Raw genomic sequence first — 14,206 nt, forward strand, 5'->3', positions numbered from 1 at the left:
GCTTCGAAGCGAGTCTGCCGCATTCGCAGGGAAAGCGAAAATCAATCATACAATTTCGAAAGAAAAAATGAGGGCAATGACTGTCATCGACACCAGCCCAATGATAAAAAGCACTTCCGCCCAGCGTTCCAAACCTATGGTTGAGCGCTCCAGCCGAATCGATAAGAACGATAGCAACGCACTGATGGTGAATAGCAAACTGTCTATTGCCAACGCCTTGTCGATCACGTAACCGACCATGCCTGAAGGCTGACTTTTGACGATGCTGATGACCATAATGCAAACACCTACCATCGTGGCCGAATTGGGCAAAATGTGGTGGGAAAGGTCGTTATTGAGAGCGTGTTTCATTGAATGTTTTTTAAGCACTATGGTGGCTATAGGTTTACGTGGCGATAGAAAATCCGTTTCGCCAGTTCCGCAGTCAGGATGTAAAGCAATACGATCAAACTCAGCCAACCGATAATCGCCGCCGGCAGCGGTTGAAAGCCTATGAACGGCGCCAAAGGCATATAAGGCAATGCCGATGTCAGTGCGACGATGGTGGCGGTGGTGATCATCAAATACTTGCCCGGGCGATTGCTGAATAAGCTGTTTTGGCTGCGCACCACGAACACGATCAGCGCAGCGGAAATCACCGATTCGCAAAACCAGCCGGTGCGGAATTGCTCGACCGGCACTTGCAGCCACAACAACACGCCGAAGGTCAGGTAATCGAACACAGAGCTGATAATGCCGAAAATAATCATGAATTTACGGATAAAGGCTATATCCCAGCGGTGCGGCTTGCCGAGCATTTGCAGATCGACGTTGTCGGAAGCGATGGTCATTTCCGGAAAATCGGTCAGTAGATTGGTCAGCAAAATTTGCTTGGGCAATAGCGGCAGGAAAGGTAAGAACAGCGACGCGCCGGCCATACTGAACATATTGCCGAAGTTGACGCTGGTAGCCATGAACACATACTTAAGGGTGTTGGCAAAAGTCGTGCGGCCCTCGCGTATCCCTGCCAGCAAGACCCGCAGATTTTTTTCCAGCAACACGATTTGCGCGGTTTGCTTGGCGACGTCGGCGGCGCTGTCCACCGAAATCCCCACATCCGCGGCGTGCAGCGCCGAGACATCGTTAATGCCGTCGCCCATGTAACCGACCACGAAGCCGGCTTTCTTTAGCGCTACGATGATGCGTTCTTTCTGATTGGGTTCGATTTCGGCGAACAAGTTGACTTGCGCAACCCGATGAATCAGGGCTGTTTCGCTCATCCCGGCCAGATCGGCCGGTGGCAAACAGCAGGATCAGAATAATCGAACTTTTGAATTGCCCGAAAAACAAGCTGAAGGTGCTGGGCGGCTTGTGATTTTGTAAACGGTTATCGCCGTAGTGTTTTAGCCGCGCTGCGGCTTTCGGCTGGGTTAGGCCGCGTTCGTCTGTTTGCAACTGCTGGAATAGTTCCGAAATCTGGTGATGCCAAAATGCTTTTACTTGTTTGGGGACGATTTTGCTGGGCATCTGCGACCTCGATAATCGGTTGAGCGGACCTTGTGTTTAACGTCCGCTGCTTAAAAATTAACAAACACCGACGCCATGCCCAAATGCCGCATCGTCGCCGCACTGTGATTGGCGTTATCGACATATTGGTTCATGTAACCCAATTCGGTTCTGACGTTTTTGTTGAAGCTCCAGCCAAAACCGGCAAACGCGCGGTTTTGATCAAACCCTGATTTGCCGCCGAAGGTGGTGGAATTGACCCGGTAAAAGGCTTCATCCCAAGCAATCAGGCTCAAGCGCGGCTCGAACTCGAGGGGATGCATGAATTTGATCATTTGCCGGGGACGTTCGCGTAATTGGCTGCCGTTTAAAAAGTTGGTTTCCCACATCGTGCGGAAGGTAAAAGTGCCGATCTCCGTGGGCAATACATAACGAAACGCCGGCCAAATATCCTGTTGCGAGACATAAGATTTACCGATGTTTTGAGTCGGTAGCCAAGTGTAACCGGCCCAGAGTGTGGCTCGGTCGCTTAGGGCATAACCGGCCGCTGTACGCACCATGCCTTGATACCAATGACCCCAATCGCCATCGAAGCGCGATTGGCCTTCCAGCCAGACCCGGCCGTTTTTCAGGCTGGGATCGATAAAGCCCATGCTGCCTTCGGCCACGGCTTGTAACCAAGCGCCGGAGTCTTCAAGCAATTCGGCAGCGTTTACAACGGTCGAAATAGCCAGTAGCGAGCATACGCAGCAGGAATACCATAATGTTCGCGATAGTGTGTGCATGACGATTCTCCAAAATTTAAGCAAAAGCGTCTGTATCTCCCGGTGTTATCGGGAGAGGAACGGGCTTTTGGCGGGGTTGTTAAGGTGTGGTGCCGAGGACGGCTGGGGCGTCACGCGACTGCTGTTGCCGTCGCGTGCGCCTGAGCCGGGTCAGAGTGCAATTTTGCGCCGCGCCGCGAGATGGTGGTCGGAATAGCTTTCGTGATCGTCCAAGCCGACAATTTGGCAACGGCCGCCGGCTTGGTTGTAATCTTCGGCAAAATGGTGGATGAATTCCATGACCGTATGGTCGATTAAATTGGCTTCGGTCAAATCAAAAAATACGGTTTTGCGTTGCGGAAAATCGGCCAGCAAGCTTTTCAAGGTGATGAAGTTGGAAAACACCGCCGCGCCGGATACCGCAATGTGATGGGTATCGGCATCGGTTTGACGCACATGAAAAGCCATCGAAAAGGCGTTGCGCAGCTTGAGGCCACGGCTGACATGTATTGCCAGTTCCACGGCGATGCCGATCGCCACGCCAACCAGCAAGTCGGTCGCCAACACACCGAGAATCGTGATGACGAAGACGGCAAAATTATCCACACCGACGGCCAGGGTTTTCGCAAATTCTTTGGGTGAGGCCAAGCGAAAACCGGTGAACACTAACAGTGCGGCCAGAGCCGACAACGGGATTTCGTGAATCAGTTTGGGAAACAGCGCCACGAAGATCAGCAGAAATAAGCCATGAAAGAAGTTGGCCCAGCCGGTTTTTGCGCCGTTATTGATGTTGGCGGAGCTACGGACGATCTCGGCAATCATCGGCAAACCGCCGCACATGCCGGCAATCACATTGCCGATACCGACTGCGGTTAAATCGCGATTCAGGTTGGAACTGCGCTTATACGGGTCCAGTTTGTCCACGGCCGAGGCGCTTAACAGGCTTTCCAAACTGCCCACCAGCCAGATGGTTAACACCGCAAGCCAAAATTCGCCGGTGGTGATTTTGGAAAAGTCGGGCAGATAAAATCCGGCCAGAAAATGTTCCGGTACCGCTACCAAAAATGACGGGCCGACGCTGAATTCATGGTGCGGCAGAATCGCGGCATCCGGCAAAAACAGGTATTGGTGGATATGGTCCAAATCAAAATACTGACCCAAGGCCAAGCCGAGTAATACCACCAGCAGCGGGGCGGGGATCATTTTTAAAGTGGGATGTTTGATCACTGACCAAAGTATCAACAGCAACAAGCCAAGCAAGCCGATCAGCGACACTTCCGGATTCATGTCCATCAGCGAGTGCGGGATTTCGGCGATGGTCCCCAACAGGCTTTTCGCTTCCGGTTTAACCCCCAGCAAGGTATGAATCTGCTTAGCCATGATGATGATGCCGATGGCGGCCAGCATGCCGTGTACCACGGATGAGGGGAAAAAGGCACTGAGCTTACCGGCCTTGAACACGCCCAGCAGCACTTGCAACACGCTGGCGATAACGATGGCGGCGAGAGTGTAACGATAACCGGCCATCGCATCGCCTTGTCCCAAGGATTGTACGGCATCAACGATCACCACGATCAAACCGGCCGCCGGACCGTTGATCGTGACATACGAGCCATTGATTCGGGAAACCACCACGCCGCCGATAATCGCGGTGATGATGCCGGACATGGGCGGAAAGCCCGACGCCATGGCGATACCCAGGCACAAAGGCAGGGCAATCAAAAATACTAAAAACCCGGATAGCAGATCGCTACGCCAGTTTTCGATTAAACCGGGGAGCCCGGATTTAGGCAAGGTGGCCGAAGAGGATGTGGTCATGGTCTTTCTCAAGTAGCCTAGGAAAACCAAAGTGCAGCGAGAAACATGCCAGTTTTGCATGAACTGCGTCAGTGCAGATATATCAAGGGTTGTGGACGTGCTTGCCCGGAAAATGGTTGTCGATTTGATGGATTGGCCTGGTTGATTCGTCAGCTTCAACCAATTGGGTGGTTTATTTGCACCGATGGGGCTTAGCTTGGGGTTTAAATAATAAGCTGGAAACGTTGATATGCCAGGGTTTAGGGATTTGGCACGCACTATGCTGTGTGAAGCATAAGAGGCTGTTGGCCTCAACTTCTGTTTGACTAGCGAGGTTTAAGTTACAGATGTCTGCTTCCGCCCATCACAATATTCACAAAGCTGCGTTCGATCTCAATGCGGCTATCGACCACATCGCCCATTGGCTGCCCAGCCAGGGGCCGATCAAGGATTTTATTCACCACAACACCTTGCATGCCGTGCAGGATTATCCGTTTCACGAAGGGGTGGCGGTGGCGGCGCAGATATATGGCGCGAAAAGCTATTTGCCTTTGGCCGATTACTTGAAACGCTATGACGAAGGCCGGATCAGCGATCAAGCGCTGGAATGGGCGATTGCTCAGGCCAATTGCAGTGTCTATCAAGAGCAGTCGTTGCGGGCATCTTTGTTTGAGCCGGATGATCATAGCCACTATCCGCCGCAGTCGTTGGCTAACCACGGTATCCGCACTGCTTGGCTCAATCACCTGGAAATCGACTTGAATGGGATGGTGCATCCGGTGATGTTCAGATTGTTAAGTAACTTTCTGGATCAGGGCATCAGCCGTTGGGCCATGCCGAAACCGGACGAGCGCTTCTGGGATTGCGTGTTACGTTTGGTGCAAAACAGCCTGTTACCTCTGTATCCGTTTCATCAGCCGGTGGTGCGGCAAATGCTGGACACCGGGCCGGACCAGGTGATTTTGAATTGTTTAAGCAAAATCGTCGGTGACGAAACCTTATACGGCCAATATCTGTTGGAAGTATTGCTGGCCCATCCTGGTTGGTCGGGGATGGTGCGGATTATCGAAACCCAGCCGAATGTGTTGCTGGCGCCACGGGCTATTTCGCTGAAAGAATTGTTAGCGGTGGAGCTGGCGTGCGAGTTGGCGTTTATCGATAAAAAGCACGGACATCGGTTTTTACAGATCGCCCAGCTACCGAATTTACACGCTATTCCGTTACTGGAGCGCGATGCCACCCAGCCGCAGGTACCGCTGAAAATGCGGGTGTGGCACGAGGCAATGGAATGGTCCCTGCATTCTGAATTGCTCATAGCCTTGCGCGAGCAAGCGCCCATTAACCCGTCAGCGGAGCAAGCGCCCAAAGTGCAGGCACTATTTTGCATTGATGACAGAGAATGCTCGCTGCGCCGCTATCTGGAAGAAATGGATCCGGGTATCGAAACCTTCGGCGCACCCGGTTTTTTTGGTATCGATTTTCTCTACCAAGGTTTGGACGATGCGTATCCGGTGGCGCAGTGTCCGGTGGTGATCAAACCCAAACATCTGATTTTGGAATCGACAGATACGCCGCAGTCCGATAAACCGGAGAAGGGCGAATCGCTGTCGACCCTGCATTTTGGCGCGCATTCCATGTTGCGCGGCTGGTTGTATACGCAAACCTTGGGCTTGGCCTACGCCTTAAGGTTGGGTTGGAGCGTGTTGCGCCCAGGCGGCCAGTTGCCGGGCATCCAAAGCTTGAGCGAAGTAGAAGCCCATGGCCATTTACACTTATTGCGGGAGAGCGATGAGCCCAACGCAGACGGCTACTTACTGGGTTTTTCGTTAACGGAAATGGCGGATAGGGTGGGCGGTTTGTTGCGGAATATCGGGTTGACCAAACGGTTTGCGCCCTTAATTGTCGTGGTCGCACACGGCTCCAGCAGCGTCAACAATCCGCATTTCGCCGCTTACGATTGCGGTGCTTGCTCCGGTAAGCCCGGCGCGCCCAATGCGCGGGCCTTTGCCTGGATGGCTAATCATCCACAGGTTCGCGATATTTTGCGGGAGCGGGGGATAGACATTCCTGCCCGTACTTATTTTGTCCCTGCTTTGCACAACACCAGCCGTGACGAGATCACATACTTCGATCAGCAACAGCTGGATAAAGCCGCGCGTCACGAGTTTCACAGTTTCCAACACAGCATGCAGCATGCCTTGCAGCGCAACGCGCGCGAACGCTGTCGCTGGTTTGAGTTGGGGCCAAAATCTCATAGCAACGCCGAAGCGCATAGTCATGTGGTGGCGCGGGCCTCGTCGATTTTCGAGCCGCGTCCGGAATTGAATCATTCCAATAATCTGTATTGTGTGGTGGGGCGGCGCGATTTGACCCGGCATCTATTCTTGGATAGAAGGGCGTTTTTGCAATCCTACGATCCCAACAGCGATAGCGACGGCTCAATCTTAGTGAAAGTGTTGTCAGCGGTCATTCCCGTGTGCGGCGGTATCAATCTGGAGTACCTGTTTTCGCGCATCGACAATTCCGTCTACGGTGCCGGCACCAAACTGCCGCATAACGTGATCGGCTTGCTGGGTGTGGCGAATGGTGTCGAGGGGGATTTACGCACTGGCTTGCCGTCGCAAATGGTCGAGGTCCACGAGCCGGCGCGCTTGTTAATGGTCGTGGAGCAAACGACCGCGATTGCCGATCAGGCCATTGCTATGTTGGGCGGCTGGCGGGAATGGCTGGACAACGAGTGGATACGCCTGGTGGCTTGCGATCCGGTGAGCCGCGCCCTGTATTTGCACAGCAGCGATGGCTGGAAAGTGGCCGAACCCGCGGCTGGCAGACCGTTGCCGGTTGCCAGCCATTCGGAAAAAATTATTGTCGGACAAACCCGGACTATTCCGGTCCACGCATTAGAAAGGAGACAGGCGTGAGTGCTTTATTATTGGCGTGTGTATTATTGCCATTGCTTGGATTTTTGCTGATTTTTTTCAGCCCGGACAACGAACATCGAATTGCCGCGATTAGTCTGTGGATGACCCGAATCAAAGGGGTGGCTGTGCTAGGTTTACTGGCTGCATGGGCCGCCCATGGCTTTGCCAACTTTGAATATCAATGGCTGGTGTTGTATCAACACGACGATTACCAATTCCCTTTGCTGTTTTTTCTGGATCGAGTCGGCGCCGTGTATTTATTTGTGGTGTGGGCGGTGTTTTCGGCCATTGTCAAATATTGCCGGGTATATTTGCACCGGGAAGCGGGATATAAGCGCTTCTTTCAGGCTATTTTTGGGTTTGCGTTTGGCTTGAATCTGATCGTGCTGTCCGGCAGTATCGATATGCTGTTTGCGGGTTGGGAGATCGTCGGCATCTCCTCATTCTTGCTGATTGCCTTTTACCGCCATCGGCCGCAGCCCGTGCGCAATGCCTTACGCGCCTACACCATTTATCGTTTTTGCGATGTTGGTTTGCTGGTCGGTACCTGGATGAGCCATCTGCTGTTTCACGAAAGCCAGCATTTTAGCCAGTTGTTGACCATGTTCGATCCTAACAACATTCCTCCCGCAGGGTATGCCTCCTTGTCGATTTTATCCTGGCTGATTATTTTGGCTGCTTCCGGTAAGTCAGCGCAGTTTCCGTTTAGCTTCTGGTTGCCGCGGGCCATGGAAGGGCCAACGCCGTCCAGCGCCATATTCTACGGAGCGCTATCGATTCATCTCGGGGTGTTTTTGTTATTGCGGACCATGCCGATCTGGAGTTATCACTACCTGCCGCGCTTGATTGTGCTCAGCATCGGCGTTCTGACGGTGTTTGTCGCCACCTTGGCGGAGAAAACCCAATCCAATATCAAAGGGCAGGTGGCTTATGCCTCCATCGCGCAAGTGGGGATTATGTTTGTCGAGTTGGCATTGGGTCTGGAAGACCTGGTGTTGCTGCACTTTATGGGTAATGCCTTTTTGCGCTGCTATCAGTTGTTGGTATCGCCATCCATTGTGGCGCATTTACTGCGGGTGGAAGGCAATGTCGATAGCGATTTTTATATTAAAAACAATGAACAACTGATGTTTTTGCCGGCGTCGATTCGCGATTCCTTGCCTGACGTATTGCAAAATACCTTGTATGTCTTTGCCTTGCAGGAAGGGCAGTTGGAATTGTTGGTGAAGAAGATTTTGTGGGAACCGCTGAAAAACCTGGGCCGGCAATTGAACGGGGTGAGTCTGTGGATCAAAATTTTGGCGGGCCTCGCGCTGTTGGCGATCATTGGCATCGCCGCTTCCGGCGTCAGCAGCGTGGCCAGAATCTATTTGTCCATGCCGATCTCCCTGGCGATGGCGGTCGTGTCTTTAAGCGCATTCAGTAACAAACGCAGCCCGTTTCAGGTTTGGCACAGTGTGGCCTTGAGCAGCATCTTGGCGGGTGTGGCCGTGTGGCTGATGGTGCCTGCCGCTTGGTACGACGTAGCCTTGTTCTTCAGCGGCATCATTCCCTCCTGGGCTTTGGGTATTGTGACGCTTAGCGTTTTGCTGAGACATTACCATTTCGCCGACGAACCTTTTGTATTTCGCGCCTTTGCCGAAACCCGTCCCGGTTGGTCGCTGATGCTATTTTTGAGTTTCTTAGGTCTGGTGGGCTTTCCCATCACGCCGGCATTTTTAGGCGAGGATTTACTCTTGTCGCATGCCAGCAGCCAACATCCCTGGTTTGCCGCGCCGATTACCGTGTCCTTTGTGATCAACGGTATCGCCATCGCCAGAGTGTATTTAAGGCTTTGCATGGGGCGGCCGGTGGAGCTAAGAGGGGCGGTTTGAGGTTTGTTGGTTCTCAACATTTACGAAGGTGGACCGACGAGAGTGGTCAGAACTGGGCTGTTGGGCTTCCTTCCTTTCTGTCTGTCCGGTTCGGAGCCTATAACGCTCGATCAAATGCTAATTGCATATCAGATGTAGGGTATGCACTGCGTACCATTTAATGGCTTTTTTGGCAGCCAAAAGGTACGCGGTGCGTACCCTACCGGGCTTCGGCTTTAGTGATCGCAGTGGAATGGATAGCCTCTGAGATTGCAAGTCCGGGGTAGGTTTTGTGTAGCCTTGATGCAGCGTTAGCGGAATCGAGGGTGTCGGCCATCCATCATCAGACTAACATAGGCAAATTTTAAGGGTGGTGGCCTTCGAACCCTCGATTTCATCGAGGCTACTGACTGACTTGGAAAGACCCACTGCGCGCTAACCTAGAGCTAACCGGCGCGGGCGACCAGAGGGAGCGAGTTTGAGAGCCGGGTTAGCGATTATCGTCACCCATTCCGTTCATATCCAGCCACTTGGTGCTTTTGCTGTCAATTGACAGGTTGCTATCAAGCCAAACTTCAGCTTCCCAGAACTGTCTGTCATACCACTTCATGTAGGCCCTTGATGCGTCCTTTATCAGATGAAGCAGCCTTGTTCTTTGGTACTCTGGGATCGCCTGAGTAGATGAAACACGCTGAAGTTGCCAAGATGCTGAGCTAGGGCCAACGTGACCTGATGTCCGTAAGCTCAGCGCAACCGAGTCGACAAAAAAGAGCCATTCAAAGGAAGCGATACCGTGTGCGACGTCCTCTTTCGATAGCAGATACAACACCGAATTTGACTGAGCATCGACCCATCTCGTATTTCGCTCTCCTTTCTCGGTGATCAAGGCTCGAGCGTGCTCGTGCTCTGATACGAAGCTGCTGACAGTCGATGCCAGTGATTCTGAAACGAATGCCATGAATGTCTTATGGATGAACGCTAACTATTGATTATCAGGCAATTTTGCCTGCCTATTGATGTGCCACTGACTTTATCAGGTAGGGGTTTTATGTCAAGCCCGCTCCGATTGGCGATGCGCATGGAGGACGATGGCTTTGAAATGTGCGATTACGCAAGCTAACAGTATCTACATTTTGAATGCCAGCAGGAACAGACTACGACATGCACGCCAATTGCCAGCCGTTCATTCTTTTTATGCAGGCCGCTATTTCCGGCTCAACAAGAACAGTAAAACCACGCTGATCAGAAAGAACAGCGCTGTTGTGCTTTTCCAGAACAACAGTGGATTGCGTTCTATAAGCGGAATCTTGTCTTCCGCTTTCAGGAATTGCGGGTTGGGGGTGGAAAGGTCGTGCAGGAATTCGGACAATTCGTCGTAGCGGGATCGTGGCGAAACGGTCGTGGCCTTTTTCAGGGCGCCGTCTATCCAGATCGGCACCATTTCGTTGCGGCGGATACTGGGAATGTAAACCAGGCGCTCGAGATTGTGGCGGTTGGGTTTTTCCGGCATGTTGGCGAACGGCAGACTGCCGTTGAGCATTTCGTAACAGATGACGCCTAAGGAGAACAAATCCGACTTCACCGTGCCGGTTTGCCCCAGGTGATACTCCGGCGCGGTGTAGTTCAGTGTGCCGAGAATATTCTCGGTCTGATGCCGGTCAAGCGGGGTGATCTCGGCGATGCCGGCGATTTTCACCGAACCGAAATCGATGATCTTAACGCTGCCTTGGTTGGTGATCATGATGTTTTCCGGCTTCAAATCCTGATGTAGCATTTCCATGCGATGAAAAGCCCGTAGCCCTTTGGCGATTTGTTCGATCAGGGCGCGAACCCGCTTGATCTCCGGCTTGGGGTTCTGAGTGATCCATTCTCTTAAGGTTTGCCCCTCGATAAATTCGGTTACATAGTAAAGACAGCTTTTAGCACGGTCGGATTCGAGCACCGTCAAGACGTTGGGATGGTTAAGGCGTTTGCCGGCCCATTCTTCGTGCAAAAAATGCTCGATATAATGGGTGTCGTCGTTATACAGCACCGATGGTGTTTTCAAAATCACCCGGCGGTTATGCAGCGTATCGAAGGCTTGGTAAATTTGCGTGCGTTTGCTGGCATGCAATTCCGCTTCGACCCGGTAGCCATCCAGCAGCATGCCGGGTGACAGCGGCGGCGGGAAGGGCAGGTGCCCATGGTGCCGCAATATTTCGTCTTCGCGTAGCTGCGGCAAGTCGTCGATGCGAACCAGTTGGCAGGTTACATTATCGTCGCTGCCGTTAGCCAAGGCGGCTTTTACCAAGATTTCGGCAAGGGCTTGCAGATCGGAATCCTGCGCGAGCAGGGCTTTTAGGTGGTGCTCGCTAATAAAATCGTGGAGCCCGTCCGAAGTCATTATGAACAAGTCGTTTTTTTCGACGGTCAGCGATTTGTAATCCACCTCCAAATGTGGCTCGATACCCATCGCCCGATTCAGATAGCTTTTGTCGTTGGACACCCAAAGTCTGTGGTCGCGCGTGAGTTGCTCCAAGCCATGTTGCCGCCATAAATAAATCCGCGAATCACCGACGTGCAGAATATGGGCGGTGTTGGATTTAAGTACCAGCACACTGAGCGTGCTCACCATGCCTTTAACCGAGGCATAGCGGATTTGTCCCTGGCTGTGCAGCCAGGAGTTGGTGGCAGAGAGGATTTTTTGTCCGGCCTTGGCCACCGACCAGGAATCCGGCGTGCTGTAATAATCTTCCAAAAACGCGGTAATGCAGCAATGGCTGGCTTCCTTGCCGGCTTCACTGCCGCTCATGCCGTCCGCAATGCCCGCCACGATGCCTTTTAGGGTGAGTTGCGGTTCCTCGGGGACGACTGCCCCCCAGCAATCTTCGTTTTCGGGTTTCACACCTTTGTCGCTGTGCGAACCGAGCTTGACTGATAAGGTTTTGCCCATAGTCTGCGGATAATGGATGTTGCGCGGCTTAGCAGGTGCGGTAATGGCGCAATTCCGCCAAGCGCTGGTCCAGTTTAGTCATCAGCAAAGCTTGGTGATGGCGCAGTAACACCGAGTCGCTGGGGCGAGGAGGCAGGGTGGCTTCGATTTCGTGGTGGACCAGGGAAATGACATGTCGCCTCAGAACGGCATCTTCAGGCAAGAAGTGGTTGATTTTGGCCTGGGCGAGCTGCTGATCCGCGTGGCGTTCGCCGCCGGATGCCTGGCAAACGCCGCGCCAGCAAACAATTAAAGTCAAGGCTAGGACGGCTAATAATGCTTCGATCATGGGTATTCCTCTAAATAACTCAATATTAAAAATTACTGAAACGATACTTCGGCGGATGACGCCGGAATGCTTTGCCGGTTAAACCACTTCGATCATGGCCACGCTGCCGTCTTCCATGACTTCTGCCATGTGGCCGGCGGGTTCCTCGATAAATTGCACCGCCAGTGCAACCACGACAGCCGTACCGGCGATGGTCAGAAAAAAGGCTTCCGGTGTGACGAACGACAAGACTGTTAGAAAGGTAACGCCGCCCACATTGCCGTAAGCGCCTACCATGCCAGCAATTTGCCCGGTCATGCGGCGCTTGATCAAGGGCACCATCGCGTACACTGCACCGCATCCGGCCTGGACGAAAAATGAGCATAAGAAGGTCACGGCAAACGCCAGGGCAATCGGCCATGCCGAATTGATTTGCGACATAGCGGCATAGCCCAGTGCGCAACCGATTACGCAAACGCTCAACGACAATTTGCGACCGTACTTATCGCTCAGCCAGCCACCGCCAGGCCGGGCGACCAGGTTCATGAATGCGAAGCTGGATGCCAATAGGCCGGCTTGCACCGGGGTAATGCCGGTGTGCTTGAAGGTTTCGTGGAAAAACAGCGGCAGCATCGACACGACGGCGAGTTCGGAGCCGAAGGTCACCAGGTATGCTAGATCCAGAATGGCGACCTGCTTAAACTTGTATTGGTGTATCGGTTCAATGGGTTGGGTGAGATGTTCCTGATTAACGTGCACGATTTTGTACAAGTTGTAGAGAAACAATAGCCAAATCCCGATGTAAAGGCCGATGGTAGTGTCACCGGATAACAGCTGCATGCCGGTTGGCGACAGTTTCCAGGTCAGCAAGCTTAACGCTGCATACAAGGGAATGGTCATCAGGATGTAGAAGAACAGATCCCAGATGCTGGTGACTTCCATGGCGCCGGCTTTCTTGGGTTTGAAATACGTCGAACCTTTGGGTGTATCGCTGACGCTGAAAAAATAAATCACTGAATAGAGCAAAGCCACGATGCCGGTGCAGGCAATCGCATAGCGCCAGCCGTTTTCGCCGCCGAATGCCAAGGCCAATGACGGTAAGGCGATGGCCGCAGCGGCTGAGCCGAAGTTGCCCCAGCCGCCGTAGATGCCTTCGGCAACACCCAGTTGTCTGGCTGGGAACCACTCGCCGACCATCCGGATTCCGATGACAAAGCCGGCGCCGACGAAACCCATTAAAAATCTCGCCAGCGCCAGTTGCTGAAAGTCGTCGGCAGCGGCAAACATGAAGCAGGGAATGCTGCTGATCGCCAACAAGCTTGAGTAGGTGCGTTTGGGGCCGAATTTATCCACCAAAATACCGATGGCAATCCGCGAAGGGATGGTCAACGCCACGTTTAATATCAAGATGGTTTTAATTTCGGCTTGGTTGAGCTTAAGGCTCTCGGCAATCGCCAACATCAGCGGTGCATGGTTGAACCACACCACAAAGCTGATGAAAAACGCCAGCCAGCTCATGTGCAAAATCTGCATTTTGCCGGTAAAGCTAAAAAGATTGAGTTTGCTCGAGGACATAACTTACCTTTGAAAAGTGGAGGATAAAATGAATTCCGCTGGCCGGATCGAGCGTCGGAAATTCGTATCAAGTAGCTTGTGTGTACAAGCTATTGCTCCCCTTGAAAAGGGCTTATTTACTCATGAAGTGTGGGTGTCCTGAAACGAGCGAAGGCAAGGCACAACAGACGAATAAACAGCTTGGCTGAAGTTGATCAGCCTATTTTCAACGTCGTTGTTGAAGGGAGCAGAAGGTGCAGCGTTGCACGGGCTATATGATAGCACCCATTATGTGAAAGTATTCAATCCGGCTGTTGTCTGGAATGCGGAATGAGCCGGCGAAGCAGTTTCGAAGCCCCTAATTGTTGAGGGGGGTGGCTGCGGATATCAAAATGCCGAAGCGGGTTCAGGCCGCTTCGGCAGGTGTCTGTGAGTCGCGGGTGGCAGGGGTTCAATCAGCTTGGTAATCCGGCCCTTTTTACCACGGATATTCCGTTTGGGCCGAGCTCGTCGAAGCCGAGGTTGGTGCGGCCTTTGGTAAACTCTATATCTTCAACGGCGTTGAGGCGAACGGTATTTAGGGCCGGGTGAAT

General features: G+C 52.8%; 10 protein-coding genes. 2 read left to right on the forward strand and 8 right to left on the reverse strand.

What is annotated here, in order from left to right; genetic code table 11:
* Positions 1 to 45: 45 nt before the first annotated feature.
* The 4 genes from JWZ98_RS05725 to JWZ98_RS05740 all read right to left on the reverse strand — a co-directional run bounded on the left by JWZ98_RS05725 (position 46) and on the right by JWZ98_RS05740 (position 4,067).
* Positions 46 to 351: a hypothetical protein gene (locus JWZ98_RS05725; protein WP_033157960.1), complete on the reverse strand. Its 306-nt coding sequence runs from the start codon at positions 349 to 351 to the stop codon at positions 46 to 48.
* 26 nt (positions 352 to 377) lie between these two features.
* Complete coding sequence (locus JWZ98_RS05730) at positions 378 to 1,259, reverse strand: HAD-IC family P-type ATPase (protein ID WP_205453595.1); 882 nt, start codon at positions 1,257 to 1,259, stop codon at positions 378 to 380.
* Between the two features lie 297 nt (positions 1,260 to 1,556).
* Positions 1,557 to 2,270 (reverse strand): DUF2490 domain-containing protein, encoded by a 714-nt coding sequence (locus JWZ98_RS05735; RefSeq protein WP_033157958.1) that lies wholly within the window; start codon positions 2,268 to 2,270, stop codon positions 1,557 to 1,559.
* A gap of 150 nt (positions 2,271 to 2,420) precedes the next feature.
* Positions 2,421 to 4,067 (reverse strand): SulP family inorganic anion transporter, encoded by a 1,647-nt coding sequence (locus JWZ98_RS05740; RefSeq protein ID WP_205453596.1) that lies wholly within the window; start codon positions 4,065 to 4,067, stop codon positions 2,421 to 2,423.
* Between the two features lie 326 nt (positions 4,068 to 4,393).
* On the opposite strand from JWZ98_RS05740, the gene JWZ98_RS05745 reads away from it, so the two are divergent.
* Positions 4,394 to 6,967 carry a DUF2309 domain-containing protein gene (locus tag JWZ98_RS05745; RefSeq protein WP_205453597.1) on the forward strand — a complete coding sequence of 858 codons (2,574 nt, stop codon included), beginning with the start codon at positions 4,394 to 4,396 and terminating at the stop codon, positions 6,965 to 6,967.
* Entirely contained in the window at positions 6,964 to 8,841 is a 1,878-nt protein-coding gene (locus tag JWZ98_RS05750; protein ID WP_205453598.1) for a proton-conducting transporter membrane subunit, read from the forward strand. Before JWZ98_RS05745 ends, JWZ98_RS05750 begins: the two co-directional genes overlap by 4 nt.
* Before the next feature lie 469 nt (positions 8,842 to 9,310).
* On the opposite strand, the gene JWZ98_RS05755 is transcribed toward JWZ98_RS05750, so the two are convergent.
* The 4 genes from JWZ98_RS05755 to JWZ98_RS05770 form a co-directional block, all read right to left on the reverse strand.
* Positions 9,311 to 9,778 (reverse strand): hypothetical protein, encoded by a 468-nt coding sequence (locus JWZ98_RS05755; RefSeq protein WP_205453599.1) that lies wholly within the window; start codon positions 9,776 to 9,778, stop codon positions 9,311 to 9,313.
* Between the two features lie 246 nt (positions 9,779 to 10,024).
* Entirely contained in the window at positions 10,025 to 11,752 is a 1,728-nt protein-coding gene (locus JWZ98_RS05760; RefSeq protein WP_205453600.1) for a bifunctional protein-serine/threonine kinase/phosphatase, read from the reverse strand.
* A 28-nt stretch (positions 11,753 to 11,780) separates the two neighbouring features.
* The gene (locus JWZ98_RS05765; protein ID WP_205453601.1) at positions 11,781 to 12,080 is read right to left on the reverse strand and encodes a hypothetical protein; all 300 of its coding nucleotides are present in this window, start codon (positions 12,078 to 12,080) and stop codon (positions 11,781 to 11,783) included.
* Between the two features lie 78 nt (positions 12,081 to 12,158).
* Positions 12,159 to 13,634: a NarK family nitrate/nitrite MFS transporter gene (locus JWZ98_RS05770; protein ID WP_205453602.1), complete on the reverse strand. Its 1,476-nt coding sequence runs from the start codon at positions 13,632 to 13,634 to the stop codon at positions 12,159 to 12,161.
* Between the last annotated feature and the right edge of the window lie 572 nt (positions 13,635 to 14,206).

The sequence above is a fragment of the Methylomonas sp. EFPC1 genome (assembly GCF_016925515.1).
Classification (GTDB): Bacteria; Pseudomonadota; Gammaproteobacteria; order Methylococcales; family Methylomonadaceae; genus Methylomonas; species Methylomonas defluvii.

Excerpts from the sequence above, each read along its gene's own strand:
- JWZ98_RS05725 (WP_033157960.1), bottom strand. The coding sequence starts at position 351 with ATGAAACACGCTCTCAATAACGACCTTTCCCACCACATTTTGCCCAAT.
- JWZ98_RS05730 (WP_205453595.1), bottom strand. The coding sequence starts at position 1,259 with ATGAGCGAAACAGCCCTGATTCATCGGGTTGCGCAAGTCAACTTGTTC.
- JWZ98_RS05735 (WP_033157958.1), bottom strand. The coding sequence starts at position 2,270 with ATGCACACACTATCGCGAACATTATGGTATTCCTGCTGCGTATGCTCG.
- JWZ98_RS05740 (WP_205453596.1), bottom strand. The coding sequence starts at position 4,067 with ATGACCACATCCTCTTCGGCCACCTTGCCTAAATCCGGGCTCCCCGGT.
- JWZ98_RS05745 (WP_205453597.1), top strand. The coding sequence starts at position 4,394 with ATGTCTGCTTCCGCCCATCACAATATTCACAAAGCTGCGTTCGATCTC.
- JWZ98_RS05755 (WP_205453599.1), bottom strand. The coding sequence starts at position 9,778 with ATGGCATTCGTTTCAGAATCACTGGCATCGACTGTCAGCAGCTTCGTA.
- JWZ98_RS05760 (WP_205453600.1), bottom strand. The coding sequence starts at position 11,752 with ATGGGCAAAACCTTATCAGTCAAGCTCGGTTCGCACAGCGACAAAGGT.
- JWZ98_RS05765 (WP_205453601.1), bottom strand. The coding sequence starts at position 12,080 with ATGATCGAAGCATTATTAGCCGTCCTAGCCTTGACTTTAATTGTTTGC.
- JWZ98_RS05770 (WP_205453602.1), bottom strand. The coding sequence starts at position 13,634 with ATGTCCTCGAGCAAACTCAATCTTTTTAGCTTTACCGGCAAAATGCAG.